At 67.8% G+C, this 16,016-nt stretch carries 15 protein-coding genes; 13 read left to right on the top strand and 2 right to left on the bottom strand.

What is annotated here, in order from left to right; all coding sequences use genetic code 11:
- Positions 1–95: 95 nt before the first annotated feature.
- The 4 genes from AWC08_RS06410 to AWC08_RS06395 all read left to right on the top strand — a co-directional run bounded on the left by AWC08_RS06410 (position 96) and on the right by AWC08_RS06395 (position 2,741).
- Complete coding sequence (locus AWC08_RS06410; RefSeq protein ID WP_069432633.1) at positions 96–950, top strand: GNAT family N-acetyltransferase; 855 nt, start codon at positions 96–98, stop codon at positions 948–950.
- Positions 947–1,771: a lysophospholipid acyltransferase family protein gene (locus tag AWC08_RS06405; RefSeq protein ID WP_069432632.1), complete on the top strand. Its 825-nt coding sequence runs from the start codon at positions 947–949 to the stop codon at positions 1,769–1,771. The genes AWC08_RS06410 and AWC08_RS06405 overlap by 4 nt, the downstream gene beginning before the upstream one ends.
- 64 nt (positions 1,772–1,835) lie before the next feature.
- On the top strand, positions 1,836–2,336 hold the full coding sequence (locus AWC08_RS06400; RefSeq protein ID WP_069432631.1) for a DUF427 domain-containing protein: 501 nt from the start codon (positions 1,836–1,838) through the stop codon (positions 2,334–2,336).
- 24 nt (positions 2,337–2,360) lie between these two features.
- Positions 2,361–2,741 (top strand): SRPBCC family protein, encoded by a 381-nt coding sequence (locus tag AWC08_RS06395; RefSeq protein WP_142283436.1) that lies wholly within the window; start codon positions 2,361–2,363, stop codon positions 2,739–2,741.
- A 2-nt stretch (positions 2,742–2,743) separates the two neighbouring features.
- Here the strand turns inward: AWC08_RS06395 and AWC08_RS06390 are convergent, their stop codons facing one another.
- On the bottom strand, positions 2,744–4,225 hold the full coding sequence (locus AWC08_RS06390) for a cryptochrome/photolyase family protein (protein WP_069432629.1): 1,482 nt from the start codon (positions 4,223–4,225) through the stop codon (positions 2,744–2,746).
- A 144-nt stretch (positions 4,226–4,369) separates the two neighbouring features.
- On the opposite strand from AWC08_RS06390, the gene AWC08_RS06385 reads away from it, so the two are divergent.
- Together AWC08_RS06385 and mnmA are read left to right on the top strand one after the other, a co-directional pair.
- Entirely contained in the window at positions 4,370–5,551 is a 1,182-nt protein-coding gene (locus AWC08_RS06385; protein WP_069432708.1) for a cysteine desulfurase family protein, read from the top strand.
- Positions 5,548–6,642: a tRNA 2-thiouridine(34) synthase MnmA gene (gene mnmA, locus AWC08_RS06380; RefSeq protein WP_069432628.1), complete on the top strand. Its 1,095-nt coding sequence runs from the start codon at positions 5,548–5,550 to the stop codon at positions 6,640–6,642. The genes AWC08_RS06385 and mnmA overlap by 4 nt, the downstream gene beginning before the upstream one ends.
- Positions 6,643–6,799: 157 nt before the next feature.
- Here mnmA and AWC08_RS06375 read toward each other — a convergent pair whose 3' ends face one another.
- Complete coding sequence (locus AWC08_RS06375) at positions 6,800–7,432, bottom strand: sensor domain-containing protein (protein WP_065134430.1); 633 nt, start codon at positions 7,430–7,432, stop codon at positions 6,800–6,802.
- Between the two features lie 94 nt (positions 7,433–7,526).
- Between AWC08_RS06375 and AWC08_RS06370 the strand changes: the two genes are divergently transcribed.
- From AWC08_RS06370 to AWC08_RS06340, 7 genes are all read left to right on the top strand, one after another.
- The gene (locus tag AWC08_RS06370) at positions 7,527–8,540 is read left to right on the top strand and encodes a uroporphyrinogen decarboxylase/cobalamine-independent methonine synthase family protein (RefSeq protein WP_069432627.1); all 1,014 of its coding nucleotides are present in this window, start codon (positions 7,527–7,529) and stop codon (positions 8,538–8,540) included.
- A gap of 74 nt (positions 8,541–8,614) precedes the next feature.
- The gene (locus AWC08_RS06365; protein WP_069432626.1) at positions 8,615–9,082 is read left to right on the top strand and encodes an SRPBCC family protein; all 468 of its coding nucleotides are present in this window, start codon (positions 8,615–8,617) and stop codon (positions 9,080–9,082) included.
- On the top strand, positions 9,079–9,393 hold the full coding sequence (locus AWC08_RS06360) for an ArsR/SmtB family transcription factor (RefSeq protein WP_065134433.1): 315 nt from the start codon (positions 9,079–9,081) through the stop codon (positions 9,391–9,393). Before AWC08_RS06365 ends, AWC08_RS06360 begins: the two co-directional genes overlap by 4 nt.
- An 83-nt stretch (positions 9,394–9,476) precedes the next feature.
- Complete coding sequence (gene ligA, locus AWC08_RS06355; protein ID WP_065134434.1) at positions 9,477–11,543, top strand: NAD-dependent DNA ligase LigA; 2,067 nt, start codon at positions 9,477–9,479, stop codon at positions 11,541–11,543.
- A gap of 130 nt (positions 11,544–11,673) precedes the next feature.
- Positions 11,674–12,285 (top strand): TetR/AcrR family transcriptional regulator, encoded by a 612-nt coding sequence (locus AWC08_RS06350; RefSeq protein ID WP_069432625.1) that lies wholly within the window; start codon positions 11,674–11,676, stop codon positions 12,283–12,285.
- 156 nt (positions 12,286–12,441) lie between these two features.
- Positions 12,442–12,888, top strand: a complete 447-nt coding sequence (locus AWC08_RS06345; protein WP_065134436.1) for an MmpS family transport accessory protein — start codon at positions 12,442–12,444, stop codon at positions 12,886–12,888.
- Positions 12,885–15,791, top strand: a complete 2,907-nt coding sequence (locus AWC08_RS06340; protein WP_069432624.1) for an MMPL/RND family transporter — start codon at positions 12,885–12,887, stop codon at positions 15,789–15,791. Before AWC08_RS06345 ends, AWC08_RS06340 begins: the two co-directional genes overlap by 4 nt.
- Positions 15,792–16,016: the final 225 nt, after the last annotated feature.

Here is a 16,016-nt window from a genome sequence, read left to right as displayed (position 1 = left end):
GGGGGCTTTTGCGTTGCCGAACGCTTCATCTGGCGTGCATCGACATGTCAGCGGGCCGATGCCGGTTAGCTGAACGCCTGCGCAACGTTGGTGCCATGAGCATCGCATCCGTTCTCATACCCAGCGACAAGCCACGTGGCCCGGCGACACCGTCGTCGTCAGGACCGCACTATTCCCTGTTGCTGTCCACCGATCCGAGCCTCGTCGAAGCGGCACAGCGCCTGCGCTACGACGTGTTCAGCAGCACCCCCGGCTTCACCCTGCCCACCAGCGGGCGTCCCGGTCTGGATATCGACGAGTTCGATGAGTACTGCGACCACCTGCTGGTCCGCGACGATGACAGCGGCGAATTGGTCGGCTGCTACCGCATGCTGCCGCCTTCGGGTGCCATTGCAGCGGGAGGTCTTTATACCGCAACGGAATTCGACGTCCGCGCCTTCGACGCGCTGCGGCCCTCGCTGGTGGAGATGGGCCGCGCCGTGGTGCGCGACGGCCATCGCAACGGCGGCGTGGTGCTGCTGATGTGGGCGGGCATTCTGGCCTACCTGGACCGCTGCGACTACGACTATGTGACCGGCTGCGTCTCGGTGCCGGTCGAGACGGAGGGCGAGGCGCCCGGCAGCCAGATCCGGGGGGTGCGCGACTACGTGCTCAACCGCCACCTGGCGCGCTATCGGGTGCGACCGTATCGGCCGGTGCGCATCGACGGCACGCCGCTGGATGACATCGCGCCGCCCGCCAGGCCGGCGATCCCGGCATTGATGCGGGGTTACCTGCGGCTGGGTGCCCGGGCCTGCGGCGAGCCGGCCCACGACCCGGACTTCGGCGTCGGCGACTTCTGCGTGCTGCTGAGCAAGAGCGACGCCGACACCCGCTATCTCAAGCGGCTGAGGTCGGTGTCGGCCGCCTCTGGAATGGGCGGCGCGGCAATGGGCGGCGCGGCGCGGTGAACACGCCCGGGCACTCGTGGCTGCCCCGCGCATCATGTGACGTCGGTTGCCTCGACGCCGTGGTGGAGGCGGATCGGCTGCTGGTCAGGATGCGGGCCGCGCTGCGCATCACGCTCGTCCTGCTGCTGGCGCCGGGCTTGCCGGTGCTCGGCATACCCCTGCCGGGTCGCACGCACATCCAACGCGCCTACTGCCGGTTGATGCTGTGCTGTCTAGGAGTGCGAATATCGGTGTCGGGCAACCCGATTCGCAATCTGCGTGGCGTGCTGGTGGTCAGCAGTCACGTGTCGTGGCTGGATGTCTTCGCGATCGGCGCGGTGTTGCCGGGGTCGTTCGTCGCGCGGGCCGACATGTTCACCGGTCCCGCGAGTGGGATCGTGGCGCGGATCCTGAAGATCATCCCCATCGAGCGGAGCAGTCTGCGGCGATTGCCGGCCGTGGTGGCCGCGGTGGCACGCCGGCTGCGCGCCGGGCAGACGGTGGTGGCCTTCCCGGAGGGCACCACCTGGTGCGGTGTGGCGTTCGGCAGCTTCTATCCGGCCATGTTCCAGGCCGCGATCGACGCGGGACGTCCGGTGCAGCCGCTGCGCCTGAGCTACCACCACACGGACGGGAGGATGTCGACCGCGCCGGCATACGTCGGCCGGGACACCCTGGTGCACTCGGTCTACCGAGTGGTCTGTGCGCGCCGCACCGTGGCCCGGCTCCGCGTCGAGTCGCTGCAGCTGCCGGGCGCCGACCGGCGCGCCCTGGCCCGTCGGTGCCAGTCCGCGGTGCGATCGGGCGCACCGGTGAGCCTGGATCACGCGCTGGTGGCGTGAATGCTCGTCCGCGCCTCGGTGGACAATGCAGTTCGTCGGACGTCAGCCGAGCGCGGAGGTACCTATGGGTCGTTGGCCGAAGCCTGATATTGCGGGTCCGGGACAGGAATCAGTCTGGGACTACCCGCGGCCACCACGGCTGGAAGAGTTCGCCGGTGCGATCACCATCGAGCTGGGCGGTCAGCAGATCGCGTCGACGCGGCGCGCCTGGCGGGTGCTGGAGACCAGTCACCCGCCGACGTACTACCTGCCCCGAGACGCCTTCGCCGCGGGTGTGCTGCGGCCGGCGGCCGGGTCGTCGTGGTGCGAGTGGAAAGGCCAGGCCAGCTACTTTGACCTGGTGACGCCCGCGCGGGTGGCTCCGCGCGCGGCGTGGACCTACCAGCGGCCCACCGCCGGGTTCGAACCGATCGCGAACGCGATTGCGGTGATGGCCGCCGAAGTCGACCGGTGCACCGTCAACGGGGAAGAGGTGGTTGCGCAGCCCGGCGGCTTCTACGGGGGGTGGATCACCAGCTGGATCGTCGGCCCGTTCAAGGGGATTCCGGGATCGATGGGTTGGTAGCCCGCGATGGGGAACCCTGAGGGGATGAGTTTCAGCGTGCACCGGGTGATCGCCGCGCCGCCACAGGCAGCGTGGGACGTCCTGATCGACCTCGACGCCTGGCCGGACTGGGGCCCTTCGATCAACGGCGCCGAACTCCACCAGCCGGGAAGGCGACTGACCGCCGGCGCCACCGGCACGGTTCGGACGGCGTTGCTGGTGCGGGTGCCGTTCGTCGTCACCGAATTCGACCCCGGCAGATGCTGGGCCTGGAAGGTCGCCGGCATTCCCGCCACCTGGCACCGGGTGGATGCGGACGGCGAAGGCTCGCGGGTCACCTTCGGCGTGCCGTGGTGGGCTCCGGCCTACCTGGCCGTCTGCGATATCGCGCTGCGCAGGATAGAGAAGATGCTGGTCAAAGGCTAGTTCTAGGGTGGGCTGTCGGCGCGGCGGCGCTGCTGAGCCACCACCTCGTCGAGGTCCTTGAGCCTGCCGAGTCCGGCCATCGGCTGCGCCATGCGGCGGTTGCGCCTCAGCTGCTCGGCGTTGCGCGCCAGGAACCACCAGTAGCCGCCGGTGAACGGGCAGGCCTGCTCGCCGACCCGTCGGTTGGGCTGGTACCGGCATCCCCCGCAGTAGTCGCTCATCCGGTTGATGTAGGCGCCGCCCGACGCATACGGCTTGGTCGCCATCAGCCCGCCGTCGGCGTGCAACGACATGCCGACCACGTTGGCGACCATCACCCAGTCGTATCCGTCGACGAACGAGCGGTGGAACCAGTCGGTGACGGCGGCCGGATCCCAACCCCGTTGCAGCGCAAAGTTGGACAGCACCATCAGGCGCGGGATGTGATGAACCCAGCCGTGATCGCGCACCTGCGCCAGCACATCGGAGAGGCAGTTCGCCTCGACCGCATCGGCGTCCAGCTCGGTGAACCAGTCCGGCAGTGCGGCTTTGGCGTGTAATGCGTTGCGGTGCCGATATTCCCAGCCGAAGTGCCAGTAGACGTGCCAGATGTAGTCTCGCCAGCCGATCAGCTGACGGATATATCCTTCGACGCTGCCGATCGGCGCTTTGCCGGCGCGATAGGCGTCTTCGGCGGCGTAGGCGCAATCCAGCGGATCCAGCAGGCCCAGGTTCATCGGCGCCGACAACAGGCTGTGTGCCATGAACCGGTCCCCGGTGAGCATGGCGTCTTCGTGAGGACCGAAGTGCGGCAGGCGATCTCGGATGAACACGGCCAGGGCCTGCTGGGCTTCGATCGCGGTGACGGCGAACTCGCGCGGCCCGTCGCGTCCGACGAATGACACTTCGCCGTCACGCTCCCAGCGGTCCAGATCCGCGCGGACCTGCTCGTCGATCTCGTCTTCGGAGGGCTGCCACGGCCGCGGAACGCCCAGGGTAGCGGTGTCTTTCGGGGCCGGTTCCCGATTGTCGGCGTCGAAGTTCCACCGGCCCTGCGCCGGCTGATCACCGTCCATCAACAGGTCAAATCGGCGGCGGGCGGTACGGTAGAAGTTCTCCAGCCGCAGGGTTCGCTGTGAATCCGCCCACTGCTCGAAATCCTCACGGCTCGTGCAGAATCCCCGAGCCGGCAGGACATCGACCGATGGCAGGGACCGCACGAAACGGTCGGCCGACCACGAGGTGGGCTGGCACACGCTGACCGGTTCGCCGAGCTGATCGAGTGCCTCCCGATAGGTGCGCGCCCGCAGAAACACGGCCTGCTCGCCGAGTTCGGCCGCCCGGTGGCGCAACGCCGACAGCACTAGATGAGCCTTGCGGCGGTGAAACCGCCTCCGAGCGAACACGGCTTGCGACTCAATCAGCAACACCGGTTGGGCCGGGTCGTCCAGGAAGTGGGTCCCGAGTTGGTCGGCGAAGCACCACCGCCGGACGTCGGCGCTCATGCCGGCTCGGACCTGGTCGGCAGCACGGTCAACTGTCCCCCGGTGGCAGTACTGAACACTTTGTTCACTACGTTACCAGCTGCCGGTCCGGCCGCCGTTCCGGCCGGAATCGTCGCAGGAGGGGCCGGTATCGTGGGGCGGGTCATGGCCTACCTCGATCACGCCGCCACCACCCCGATGCACCCCGCCGCCATCGAGGCGATGACCGGTGTGCTCGGCACCGTGGGCAACGCGTCGTCGCTGCACACCACCGGTCGCGCGGCGCGCCGTCGGATCGAGGAATCCCGAGAGCTGATCGCCGACAAGCTCGGCGCGCGTCCCTCCGAGGTGATCTTTACCGCGGGCGGGACCGAGAGTGACAATCTGGCCGTCAAGGGCCTGTACTGGGCACGCCGAGACGAGAATCCCAACCGCCGGCGCATCGTCACCAGCGAAGTGGAGCATCACGCGGTGCTGGACAGCGTCAACTGGCTCGTCGAGCATGAAGGCGCCGAGGTCACCTGGCTGCCCACCGAGTCCGACGGCTCGGTGTCAGCTGCTGCCCTGCGCGAGGCGCTCGCCGGCGGTGACGACGTGGCGCTGGTGTCGGTGATGTGGGCCAACAACGAGGTCGGCACCATCATGCCGACCGCCGAGTTGGCGGCCACCGCGGCCGAGTTCGGCGTCCCGATGCACAGCGACGCCGTCCAGGCGGTCGGGCAGCTGCCGGTCGACTTCGGGGCCAGCGGGCTTTCGGCGATGAGCGTGGCGGGACACAAGTTCGGTGGTCCGCCCGGGGTGGGTGCGTTGTTGTTGCGCCGCACAGTCGCATGCGTGCCGCTGCTGCACGGTGGCGGACAGGAGCGCGACATCCGTTCGGGCACTCCGGACGTCGCCAGCGCGGTGGGCATGGCCGCGGCGGCCCGGATCGCGGTGGACGGCTTGGAGGCCAACAGCGCACGGCTGCGGGAACTACGGGACCGCCTGGTGCAGGGGGTGCTGGCGCGGATCGACGACGTCCGCGTCAACGGCGCCCGCGATCCGCTGCGGCTTCCCGGCAACGCGCACTTCACCTTTCGCGGCTGCGAAGGCGACGCGCTGCTGATGCTGTTGGACGCCAACGGAATCGAGTGTTCCACCGGATCGGCCTGTACCGCCGGCGTGGCGCAGCCGTCGCATGTGTTGATCGCGATGGGCGCCGACCCGGCCAGCGCCCGCGGATCGCTACGACTTTCGTTCGGCCACAACAGCGTTGACTCCGATGTCGATGCGGCGCTGGAGGTGCTTCCCGGTGCCGTGGCGCGCGCGCGACGGGCGGCCCTGGCGGCCGCGGGTTCGGCCCAGTGAGAGTTCTCGCCGCGATGAGCGGCGGTGTGGACTCGTCGGTGGCCGCCGCGCGCATGGTGGACGCCGGGCACGACGTGGTGGGCGTGCACCTGGCGCTGTCCAGAGCGCCGGGCACTCTGCGCAGCGGGTCGCGCGGCTGCTGCTCCAAGGAAGACGCCGCCGATGCCCGGCGTGTTGCCGACGTCCTCGGAATCCCTTTCTACGTATGGGATTTCGCGGAGAAATTCCAGGCGGACGTGATCGACGATTTCGTGTCGTCCTATGCGCGCGGCGAGACGCCGAACCCCTGCGTTCGGTGCAATCAGCAGATCAAGTTCTCGGCGCTGTCGGCGCGCGCGCTGGCGCTGGGGTTCGACCAGGTGGTCACCGGCCATTATGCGCGGCTGTCCGGCGGGCGACTGCGCCGCGCCGTCGACCGGGACAAGGATCAGTCCTACGTGCTGGCCGTGCTGACCGCCGAGCAGTTGCAGCACGCGGCTTTCCCGATCGGTGACACCCCCAAGCCACAGATCCGCGCCGAGGCGGCCCGGCGGGGTCTGGCGGTCGCGGAAAAGCCGGACAGTCACGACATCTGCTTCATCCCGTCGGGCAACACCCAGGCCTTCCTTGGTGCGCGCATCGGCGTCCGCCGCGGGGCAGTGGTCGACAAGGACGGGGCGGTGCTGGCCGAACATGACGGCGTGCACGGCTTCACGATCGGCCAGCGCAAGGGCCTGGGCATCGCGGGGCCGGGTCCGGACGGCCGGCCACGGTACGTGACGGCGATCGATGCCGACACTGCCACCGTGCATGTCGGCAGCGCGACCGACCTCGATGTGCACGCGCTGATCGGCCGTCACCCGGTGTTCACCGCCGGAGCGGCGCCGACGGGTCCGATCGAATGCGTGGTGCAGGTGCGTGCACACGGCGAAATCGCCGATGCCGTAGCCGAATTGGCTGACGGCGAGCTTGTCGTGCAGTTGCGGGCGCCGCTGCGCGGGGTGGCGCGCGGTCAGACGCTGGTGTTGTACCGGCCCGACTCCGAGGGCGACGAGGTGATCGCCAGCGCCACCATCGCCGGGACGTCGCCGCGGGCCGCTGGCTCCGTGTAATTGATGCACTGCCTGGATTTGCGCACTCGTTAAATTCTTCGGCAGTGTCACCCGGCTGCCCCCTCGATATGAGTTGGCCACCACCTGCGGGACGAGGGAGGGCTCGACGGAGGGCACTCCGTTTGGGCGGTACCAGTAAGTGGGTGCGGACCGGGGGCTAACTTCCCGGCACGTTGGCCGCCATATTCGTCATGACGATGTCCGAAACCGATTCCGGGAATCCGCAGAAGGTGACTTCCAACAGGGCCACCGAGAGCACCCGGTAATCGCGACCGCACGAACCCGGCCGCATCCGTAGCGAGTCGGTGCCGGCGTCCCATGAGTTGACGAACAACCAGCCCATCGAACTGTCCGCGCAGCCTCTGACCGTCGACACCAGCCCGTCGAAAGCTCGGCGGGCGGTGGCGGCATCGTGGTAGCTGGCGGCGCCTTCGGAGATCAGCCGGCCGCCGGGCGGGTCTTGGAAGGTCGTCTTGTGGAATGCCTTGATGTCGGGGCCGAAAGTCGCCGTCTCGGCGAACACGAACCGGCATTCCACCGGAGCGGTGGCGGCGAGGTCTTCGATGTCGACCGGGTATCTGCCGTCCATCGACGGGATGATCGTCAGATGTTCGCCCGCTCCGGTGATCGACCGCATGCGCGACTGATCCAAGAGCACGGTGCCCGCGTCGAGCACGTCCAGTGGAACGGCGCCGAAGGCCGGCAACGCCTCCCCGCTCACCACGCGAGTGCACGACGTCGCCAGCAACAACGCGCAACACGACAGGAGCAACCGTGTCATTCTCGCCATGGGCCGCCCTTCCGGGTCGGAATCTACCCGCGTCCAACAGCGCTAAACACCCCTGGTCGGGCAGGCATTTTGTGACGTCGAATACGGTTGGCCGGTGAGTGTCTTCGCACAGGGCAGCGGTATCGGGTCCTGGCCCGGCACCTCGTCGCGCCGGGCCGCCGAAGTCGTCGTCGGTGAACTGGCCGGTGCGCTGGCTCATCTGGTCGAGCTGCCGGCCAGGGGAGTGGGCGCCGACATGCTCGGGCGCGCCGCCGCGCTGCTGATCGACGTAGCGCTGGACACGGTGCCGCGCGGTTACCGGATCGTCTCGCGCCCGGGCGCGGTGACGCGACGGGCGCTCAGCATGCTCGACGAGGACATGGACGCGCTGGAGGAGGCGTGGGAGACCGCTGGCCTGCGGGGCGGCGACCGGGTGGTCAAGGTGCAGGCACCGGGACCGGTGACCCTGGCGGCGGGGGTGGAGCTGGGCAACGGGCACCGCGCGATCACCGACCCGGGCGCGGTGCGTGACCTGGCCGCTTCGCTGGCCGAAGGGGTCGCCGCCCACCGCGCCGCCCTGTCGCGACGGCTCGACACACCGGTGGTGGTGCAGTTCGACGAACCGACGCTGGCGGCCGCGCTGGGCGGGCGACTCACCGGTGTCACCGCCATGAACCCGGTGCCCTCGCTGGACGAGGCGGTCGCCGAGGCGTTGCTCAAGACCTGCGTCGAGGTGGTGGGCGGGGACGTCGCCCTGCACAGCTGCGCTCCGGATGTCCCGTGGGAAATGTTGGGGCGCACCGACATTGACGCCGTCTCGATCGACGTCAGCAGGTTGCGGGCCGCGGAGCTCGACGGTGTCGCAGCTTTCGTGGAGTCCGGGCGCACGGTGGTGCTGGGTGTGGTCGACAGCAGTGCTCCCGAGCGCCGGCCGTCGGTCGAAGAGGTGGCCGCCAGGGTGGTCGGGGTAACCGATCGTCTGGGTTTCGGGCGATCTCCACTGCGGGGGCGGGTCGGGGTCACCCCGGCATGTGGGTTGGCGGGTGCGACTGAGCAGTGGGCACGAATCGCGGTGGGACTCGCCCGCGACGCTGCGGAGGCCTTCACCCAAGACCCCGACGCGATCTAGGCACGCATGCGCAACCTTTTGGTTGCATTTTGGCGCTGGTCGTGATGGGCTAAAGGGCAACCAGGAGGTTGCGCATGAACACCGATCGGATCGAGAAGCAGGTGGTGCTGCGGGCTTCGCTGCCGCGGGTATGGGCGGCGATCAGCGACGCCGAGCAGTTCGGGGGCTGGTTCGGCGTCCGCTTCGACGGGCCGTTCGTCGCCGGCCGGGCCGTCACCGCGACGATCACCCCCACCGAGGTCGACGCCGACGTCGCCAGGCGCCAGGAGCCCCATGCCGGCGTCACGAGCCGCTGGCAGATCGTCGCGCTGGAGCCACCCCGCCGCTTCGCCTACCGCTGGCCCATCGACCCGGACGATGACGCCGCCACCACGCTGGTGGAGTTCACCCTTGCCGAGGTTTCCGACGGGGTACTGCTCACCATCACCGAATCGGGCTTCGACGCGATACCGGAGGCGCGCCGTCGCGCTTCGTTCGAGGCCAATGCCGAGGGCTGGGCGATCCAGACTGACCTGGTGCGCCGCTACCTGGAACTCGCGTGACTGCCGTCGGCGCGCCACTCTTCGACGCCCTCGGCGACGCCAACCGCCTGCGCATCGTGGTGCGGCTGTGCGAGGTGGGGCCGAGCTCGACAACCCAAGTGACACAAGTCGTTCCGGTCACGCGGCAGGCGGCCAGCAAGCATCTGCGGCTGCTGGAGTCGGCGGGTGTGGTGAGCAGCAGCCGGCACGGCCGGGAACGCCTCTGGTCGGTGCGGACCGAGCCGCTGGCCCAGGCCAGCGACTACCTCGCCCAGTTGTCGCGGCGGTGGGACGCGGCGGTGGACCGGCTGCGCGCGTTCGTCGAGGAGTGAGTCTTGGGCCGACTTCGCCCTGGGCGCGACCATGGCGGCAATCTCGGCGAGGGCGTGTCGTGGCCCTTCGATAGCCTGCCAAGGTGACGTCTCCAGAGGTGCTCCGCCAGTGGCAAGAGCTGGCCGAGGAGGTACGCGAGCACCAGTTCCGCTACTACGTGCGGGATGCGCCGATCATCACCGATGCGGAATTCGACCAGCTGCTGCGCAGGCTCGAGGCGCTAGAGGCGCAGTACCCCGAGCTGCGCACCCCCGACTCACCGACCCAGCTGGTGGGCGGCGCCGGGTTCGCGACGGAGTTCGAGGCGGCCGAGCACCTCGAGCGGATGCTCAGCCTCGACAACGCGTTCAGCGCCGAGGAACTTGGCGCGTGGGCTGCGCGGGTAGCGGCGGAGGTCGGCGATGAGGCGCATTACCTGTGCGAACTCAAGATTGACGGTGTCGCGTTGTCGCTGGTGTACCGCGACGGGCGGCTGGCGCGCGCGGCGACCAGGGGAGACGGCCGCACCGGCGAGGACGTCACGCTCAACGCGCGCACCATCGACGACGTGCCGCTGCGCTTGTCAGCCAGTGACGACTATCCCGTGCCCGACGTTCTCGAGGTGCGCGGCGAGGTCTTCTTCCGGCTCGATGATTTCGCGGCCCTCAACGCGAGTCTGGTCGAGGAGGGCAAGGCGCCGTTCGCCAACCCGCGCAACAGTGCCGCCGGCTCGCTGCGGCAGAAGGACCCGGCGGTCACCGCGCGGCGCAAGCTGCGGATGATCTGCCACGGGTTGGGGCACACCGAGGGTTTCCGGCCGGTCAGCCAGCACGCGGCGTACCTGGCGCTGCAGGAGTGGGGACTGCCGGTCTCCCGGCACACCACCCTGGTGCAGGGGCTGTCTTCGGTGCAGGAACGCATCGAGTACTGGGGCGAGCACCGTCACGAGGTGGACCACGAGATCGACGGCGTGGTCGTCAAGGTCGACGAGACGGCGTTGCAGCGGCGGCTGGGTTCCACCTCGCGGGCCCCGCGCTGGGCGATCGCCTACAAGTACCCGCCGGAAGAAGCCCAGACGAAGCTACTCGACATCCGGGTCAACGTCGGCCGCACCGGGCGGGTGACTCCGTTCGCCTTCATGACGCCGGTCAAGGTGGCCGGCTCGACGGTGGGGCAGGCCACGCTGCACAACGCCTCGGAGGTCAAGCGCAAAGGCGTGCTGATCGGCGACACCGTGGTGATCCGCAAGGCCGGCGACGTGATCCCCGAGGTGCTGGGCCCGGTGGTCGATCTGCGGGACGGCACCGAACGCGAATTCGTCATGCCCACAACATGTCCCGAGTGCGGCACCCCCCTCGCGCCGGAGAAGGAGGGTGACGCCGACATCCGGTGCCCCAACTCGCGGGGCTGCCCGGCGCAGTTGCGCGAACGGGTATTTCATGTGGCCAGCCGAAACGCCCTGGACATCGAGGTACTCGGCTACGAAGCCGGGGCCGCGCTGTTGCAGTCCGGCGCGATCGCCGACGAGGGCGATCTGTTCGGCCTCACCGACGAGGAACTGCTGCGCACGGACCTGTTCCGGACCAAGGCGGGCGACCTGTCGGCCAACGGCAGACGGTTGCTGGCCAATCTGGACAAAGCCAAAGCCGCGCCACTGTGGCGGGTGCTCGTGGCGTTGTCGATCCGGCATGTGGGCCCGACGGCGGCGCGTGCGCTGGCGGCTGCCTTCGGCAGCCTCGATGCGATCGCGGAGGCGACCACCGAACAGCTGGCCGCAGTCGAAGGGGTGGGAACGACGATCGCGGCGGCAGTCACCGACTGGTTCACCGTCGACTGGCACCGCGACATCGTCGAGAAGTGGCGCGCCGCCGGTGTCCGGATGGCCGAGGAGATCGATGACAGCGTGCCCCGCACCCTGGCCGGGCTGAGCATCGTGGTGACGGGCTCCCTTTCCGGCTTTTCCCGCGACGACGCCAAGGAGGCGATCGTCAGCCGTGGCGGCAAAGCGGCCGCTTCGGTGTCGAAGAAGACATCCTTCGTCGTGGTCGGGGACGCACCCGGCTCGAAATACGACAAGGCCGTCGAACTCGGCGTCCCGATTCTCGACGAGGATGGGTTCCGCAAGCTGCTGGCCGAAGGGCCGCCGGCGAGCGAGGACCTCCCGCAGTGACGACCGTCTGACTACGCGTCACCGGGAGCGACACGGACGGATTCAGCCGGCTCTGCCAAGACCGGCCGTGAAGTCGAGAAACAACTCCACGTATCCGTAGGGACCTGGTGCGCCGCTTATCGTGGACGTCATGGACGAGCCTTCGCCGTTGGACGAGGCGGCATCACCGTGGTCGCCCCGCGAGGCCGAGTTGCTCGCGGTGACGTTGGGCCTCCTTCACGAGTGCGGCTACGACCGGTTGACTGTGGACGCCGTGGCCACCACCGCCCGCGCCAGCAAGGCCACCGTGTACCGGCGCTGGCCTTCCAAAGCCGAGTTGGTGCTCGCCGCCTTCATCGAGGGAGTCCGTCAAGTGGCGGTCGCGCCGAATACCGGGACACTGCGGGGCGATCTGCTATGGCTCGGGGAGATCATCCGCCACCAGACGCAGCAGCACGCGGGCGCCATGCGCGCCGTGATCGCCGAGGCGTCCCACAACGCCGCACTCAGCGACGCCATACAACATCAATTCATCGGGCAGCGTAAAGCCGTTATCCAGCAGATACTTCGGCAGGCCATTGACCGGGGCGAGGTCGACGAGGCCGCCGTCACCGACGATCTGTGGGACCTGTTGCCGGGGTATCTCATCTTCCGGTCGATCGTCCCCGCCCGACCGATCACCTCTCAGACGGTGCAGGCCCTCGTCGACAACTTCATCCTTCCGGGGCTTACCCGGTCGACCGGGGAACGGCTCTCCGGCTAGTCGCAGCGTCCGCCGCAATTCCCGCTAATTCTCTCCAACGGTGTACGTAGGTCCGATCTTGGTGTACGGTACGGTACCGTACTGAGCGATGAGCCGGGCCCGACCGTCGGTCACGCGCAAGTTCGCCAGAGCGTCCGCGCATCGAAAGGTCAATGGGTGAAGGCGATTTCATTCTCGTCCGTTGTGAAGAAGGGATGGACGGTGCTAGTCGCGGCGGCCGTTGTCGCGGCCGCGGGGTCAACGATTTACCGCCTGCACGGACTGTTCGGCTCGCGCGGTGGCGCCACTTCCGTCGACGGAATCTCCGGTGAGATCGTCCCGTTCAACCCCAAGCAAGTGGTGCTCGAGGTTTTCGGTGTCGCGGGTGCCGTGGCAACCATCGATTACCTGGATGTCAACGCTCAGCCACAACAGGTGATCGGTGCCCACCTGCCTTGGTCGTTCACCATCACCACGACGGAACCGGCGGTGCTGGGCAGCCTGGTGGCACAGGGTGATGGCGACACCCTCGGGTGCCGCATCACCGTCAACGGCGAAGTCAAAGACCAGCGCACCGTCAACACCTCGCAGGCTTACACCTACTGCCTGGAGAAGTCCGGATGAGCGATTCCGAATCCTCGCGACCCCGGGTACCGCGTGCTATCCGGCGACTCTCGGTGCCGATTCTGTTGTTCTGGGTGGCGTTGGCGGCCATCACGAACATCGCCGTGCCACGCCTGGAGAAGGTCGCCGAACGCTACAACGTCGCGCTGAGTTCACCCGATGCGCCCGCGCTGCAGGCGACCAAGCGCATCGGGCAGGTGTTCAAAGAATTCGACACCGACAGCACCGCGATGGTGGTCCTGGAGGGCGATGACCCGCTGGGCGCGGACGCTCACCAGTATTACGACGCTTTGGTCCGCAAGCTCGAGCAGGACCGGCGGCACGTCGAGCATGTTCAGGACTTCTGGGGCGACACCCTGACCGCGGCGGGGGCGCAGAGCGCGGACGGCAAAGCTGCCTACGTGCAGGTGAACCTGACCGGCAACCAGGGTTCGGGGTCGGCCAACGAGTCGGTCCGGGCCGTCCGCCAGATCGTCGAGCAATCGCCACCGCCCCATGGCGTCAGGGCCTACGTCACCGGCGCGGCGCCGTTGATGGCGGATCAGTTCGCGGTGGGGAGCAAGGGAACTGTGCGGGTCACCCTGGTGACCATCGGGGTCATCGCATTGATGCTGCTTGTCGTCTACCGCTCGTTCGCCACGATGTTCGCGATGCTCCTGACCGTCGTCATCGAGATGGCCTCCGCCCGGGGAATCGTCGCCTTCCTCGGTAACGTCGGGATGTTCGGGTTGTCGACGTACGCGACAAATCTGCTCACCCTGCTGGTGATCGCTGCCGGAACCGACTACGCGATATTCGTGGTCGGCCGTTATCAGGAGGCCCGCATTGCCGGTGAGGACCGAGAAGCGGCCTATTACACCATGTTTCACGGGACCGCCCATATCGTCCTGGGGTCGGGCCTGACCGTCGCGGGTGCGGTATGTTGCCTGATCTTCACGCGCCTTCCCTACTTTCAGAGTCTGGGCATCCCCGCCGCGATAGGCGTCCTGGTTGCTCTGGCCGCGGCGCTGACCTTGGCTCCCGCCGTGCTGGCGCTGGGCGCACGAGTGGGAGTCTTTGAACCGAAGCGGGTTTCGAGAGCGCGGGGATGGCGGCGGATCGGCACGAGCATCGTCCGCTGGCCGGGTCCGGTTCTGGTGGTGGCGTGTGCGGTGGCGATGATCGGACTACTCGCCCTCCCCGGATACCGGACCAGCTACGACTCGAGCCCCTACATGCCCGCCTCCGTTGCCTCCAATGTCGGCTATGCGGCTGCCGACCGGCATTTTTCCCGCGCCCGGTTGGAGCCCGAACTGCTGATGATCGAGGCGGACCACGACCTGCGTAACCCAGCCGACATGCTCGTGCTGGACAGGCTGGTCAAGGCGGTGTTTCACGTACCCGGCATCGCCCAGGTGCAGGCCGTGACCCGCCCGCTGGGTGCGCCGCTCGACCACAGTTCGCTCGCGTTTCAGATCAGTGCGCAAAGCGCCAACCAGATCCAAAACCTGCCCTACCAGCGCGACCGGGCGAATGACCTACTCAAACAGGCCGGCGAGGTGGCGAGATCGGTCGACATTCTGAAGCAGCAGTACGCCCTGCAGCAGGAGCTGGCCGCCACCACACACAGCGAGGCTGAGGCCTTTCACAACACGGTCGCCACCCTCAACAACCTGCGCGACAAGATCGCGAATTTCGACGACTACTTCAGGCCGCTTCGCAGCTACTTCTACTGGGAAAAACACTGCGCGGACATGCCTACCTGCTACGCGCTGAGATCCGTCTTCGACGCGCTGGACAGCATCGATCAGTTGGCATCGACGTTCGCCGACCTCACCGCGATCGTAGACAGAATGGATGCGCTGCAACCGAAGCTGGTCGAGTTGATTCCGGACCAAATCGCCAGTCAGCAGAGGAACCACGATCTGGTGATGGCCAACTACGCCACCATGTCCGGAATCTACGCTCAGACAGCGGCCGCTATCGCGAACGCGACGGCGCTGGGCCATGCCTTTGATGCCGCGAAGAATGACGACACGTTCTACCTGCCTCCGGAGGTCTTCGACAGCGCCGACTTCCAGCGCGGGATGAAGAAGTTCATGTCGCCGGATGGCCACGCCGCTCGCCTGATCATCACCCACGACACCGATCCCGCCACCCCCGAGGGCATCTCGCATATCGACCCGATCAAGAAGGCCGCCCAGGAAGCCGTCAAGGGCACTCCGCTGAGTGCCGCCAAGTTTTATCTCGGCGGCACCTCGGCCACCTACAAGGACATTCGAGACGGCGCCAAGTACGACCTCATGATCGCCGCCGTCGCCGCTCTGAGTCTGATCCTGCTGATCATGATGTTCTTGACGCGAAGCCTGGTTGCCGCGCTGGTGATCGTCGGTACGGTTGCCATCTCGTTGGGTGCCTCCTTCGGCTTGTCGGTGCTGGTCTGGCAATACCTGTTCGGTATCCAGCTGTACTGGGTGGTGCTTGCACTGGCCGTAATACTGCTGTTGGCGGTGGGTTCGGACTACAACCTGCTGCTGATCTCCCGGTTCCGCGAGGAAATCGGCGCCGGGCTCAAGACCGGCATCATTCGCGCCATGGCCGGCACCGGATCTGTGGTCACTTCCGCGGGCCTGGTCTTTGCGGTCACCATGTGCGCGTTCGTTTTCAGCGGTTTCCAGGTGCTCGGCCAGATCGGCACCACCATCGGCCTGGGCCTGTTGTTCGACACTCTGATCGTGCGGTCGTTCATGACGCCGTCGATCGCGACGCTGCTCGGGCGGTGGTTCTGGTGGCCTCAGCGAGTGCGCCCGCGTCCGGCCAGCGCAATGCTGCGCCCCTACGGACCACGCCCTGCGGTTCGGCAGCTGCTGCTGTGGGAGGACGACGATCCGGTAGTGGCACCGCACGCGCGGCCTCGCGTCTAGCCGCACCGGCGGCGCCGCTCTCGCTGCTGCGGCCTTGTCTGCGGGGCCGCTCTGGGTGTCCTCAGGCTCCAGCCTCAGGGCGCGCCCGCTCGTCCGCAACCGAGGCCGCCCGCGTCGCGTTCCGAGCGCCCACGGGCAGCATCCGGCCGGGCCGGCCAAGACTGAAAAGTGTACGTTAACGTCTATTGTGTAGTACCGGCGGGTCCCGTACTGTCATACGCAAGG

The organism is Mycobacterium gordonae, assembly GCF_002101675.1.
GTDB lineage: Bacteria > Actinomycetota > Actinomycetes > Mycobacteriales > Mycobacteriaceae > Mycobacterium > Mycobacterium gordonae.
This window is presented reverse-complemented; position numbering and strand designations above follow the sequence as displayed.

What these genes read in the sequence shown, in the direction of transcription:
- AWC08_RS06410 (WP_069432633.1), top strand. Translation starts at nt 96, where the DNA reads ATGAGCATCGCATCCGTTCTCATACCCAGCGACAAGCCACGTGGCCCG.
- AWC08_RS06400 (WP_069432631.1), top strand. Translation starts at nt 1,836, where the DNA reads ATGGGTCGTTGGCCGAAGCCTGATATTGCGGGTCCGGGACAGGAATCA.
- AWC08_RS06395 (WP_142283436.1), top strand. Translation starts at nt 2,361, where the DNA reads ATGAGTTTCAGCGTGCACCGGGTGATCGCCGCGCCGCCACAGGCAGCG.
- AWC08_RS06390 (WP_069432629.1), bottom strand. Translation starts at nt 4,225, where the DNA reads ATGAGCGCCGACGTCCGGCGGTGGTGCTTCGCCGACCAACTCGGGACC.
- AWC08_RS06385 (WP_069432708.1), top strand. Translation starts at nt 4,370, where the DNA reads ATGGCCTACCTCGATCACGCCGCCACCACCCCGATGCACCCCGCCGCC.
- AWC08_RS06375 (WP_065134430.1), bottom strand. Translation starts at nt 7,432, where the DNA reads ATGGCGAGAATGACACGGTTGCTCCTGTCGTGTTGCGCGTTGTTGCTG.
- AWC08_RS06365 (WP_069432626.1), top strand. Translation starts at nt 8,615, where the DNA reads ATGAACACCGATCGGATCGAGAAGCAGGTGGTGCTGCGGGCTTCGCTG.
- AWC08_RS06350 (WP_069432625.1), top strand. Translation starts at nt 11,674, where the DNA reads ATGGACGAGCCTTCGCCGTTGGACGAGGCGGCATCACCGTGGTCGCCC.
- AWC08_RS06340 (WP_069432624.1), top strand. Translation starts at nt 12,885, where the DNA reads ATGAGCGATTCCGAATCCTCGCGACCCCGGGTACCGCGTGCTATCCGG.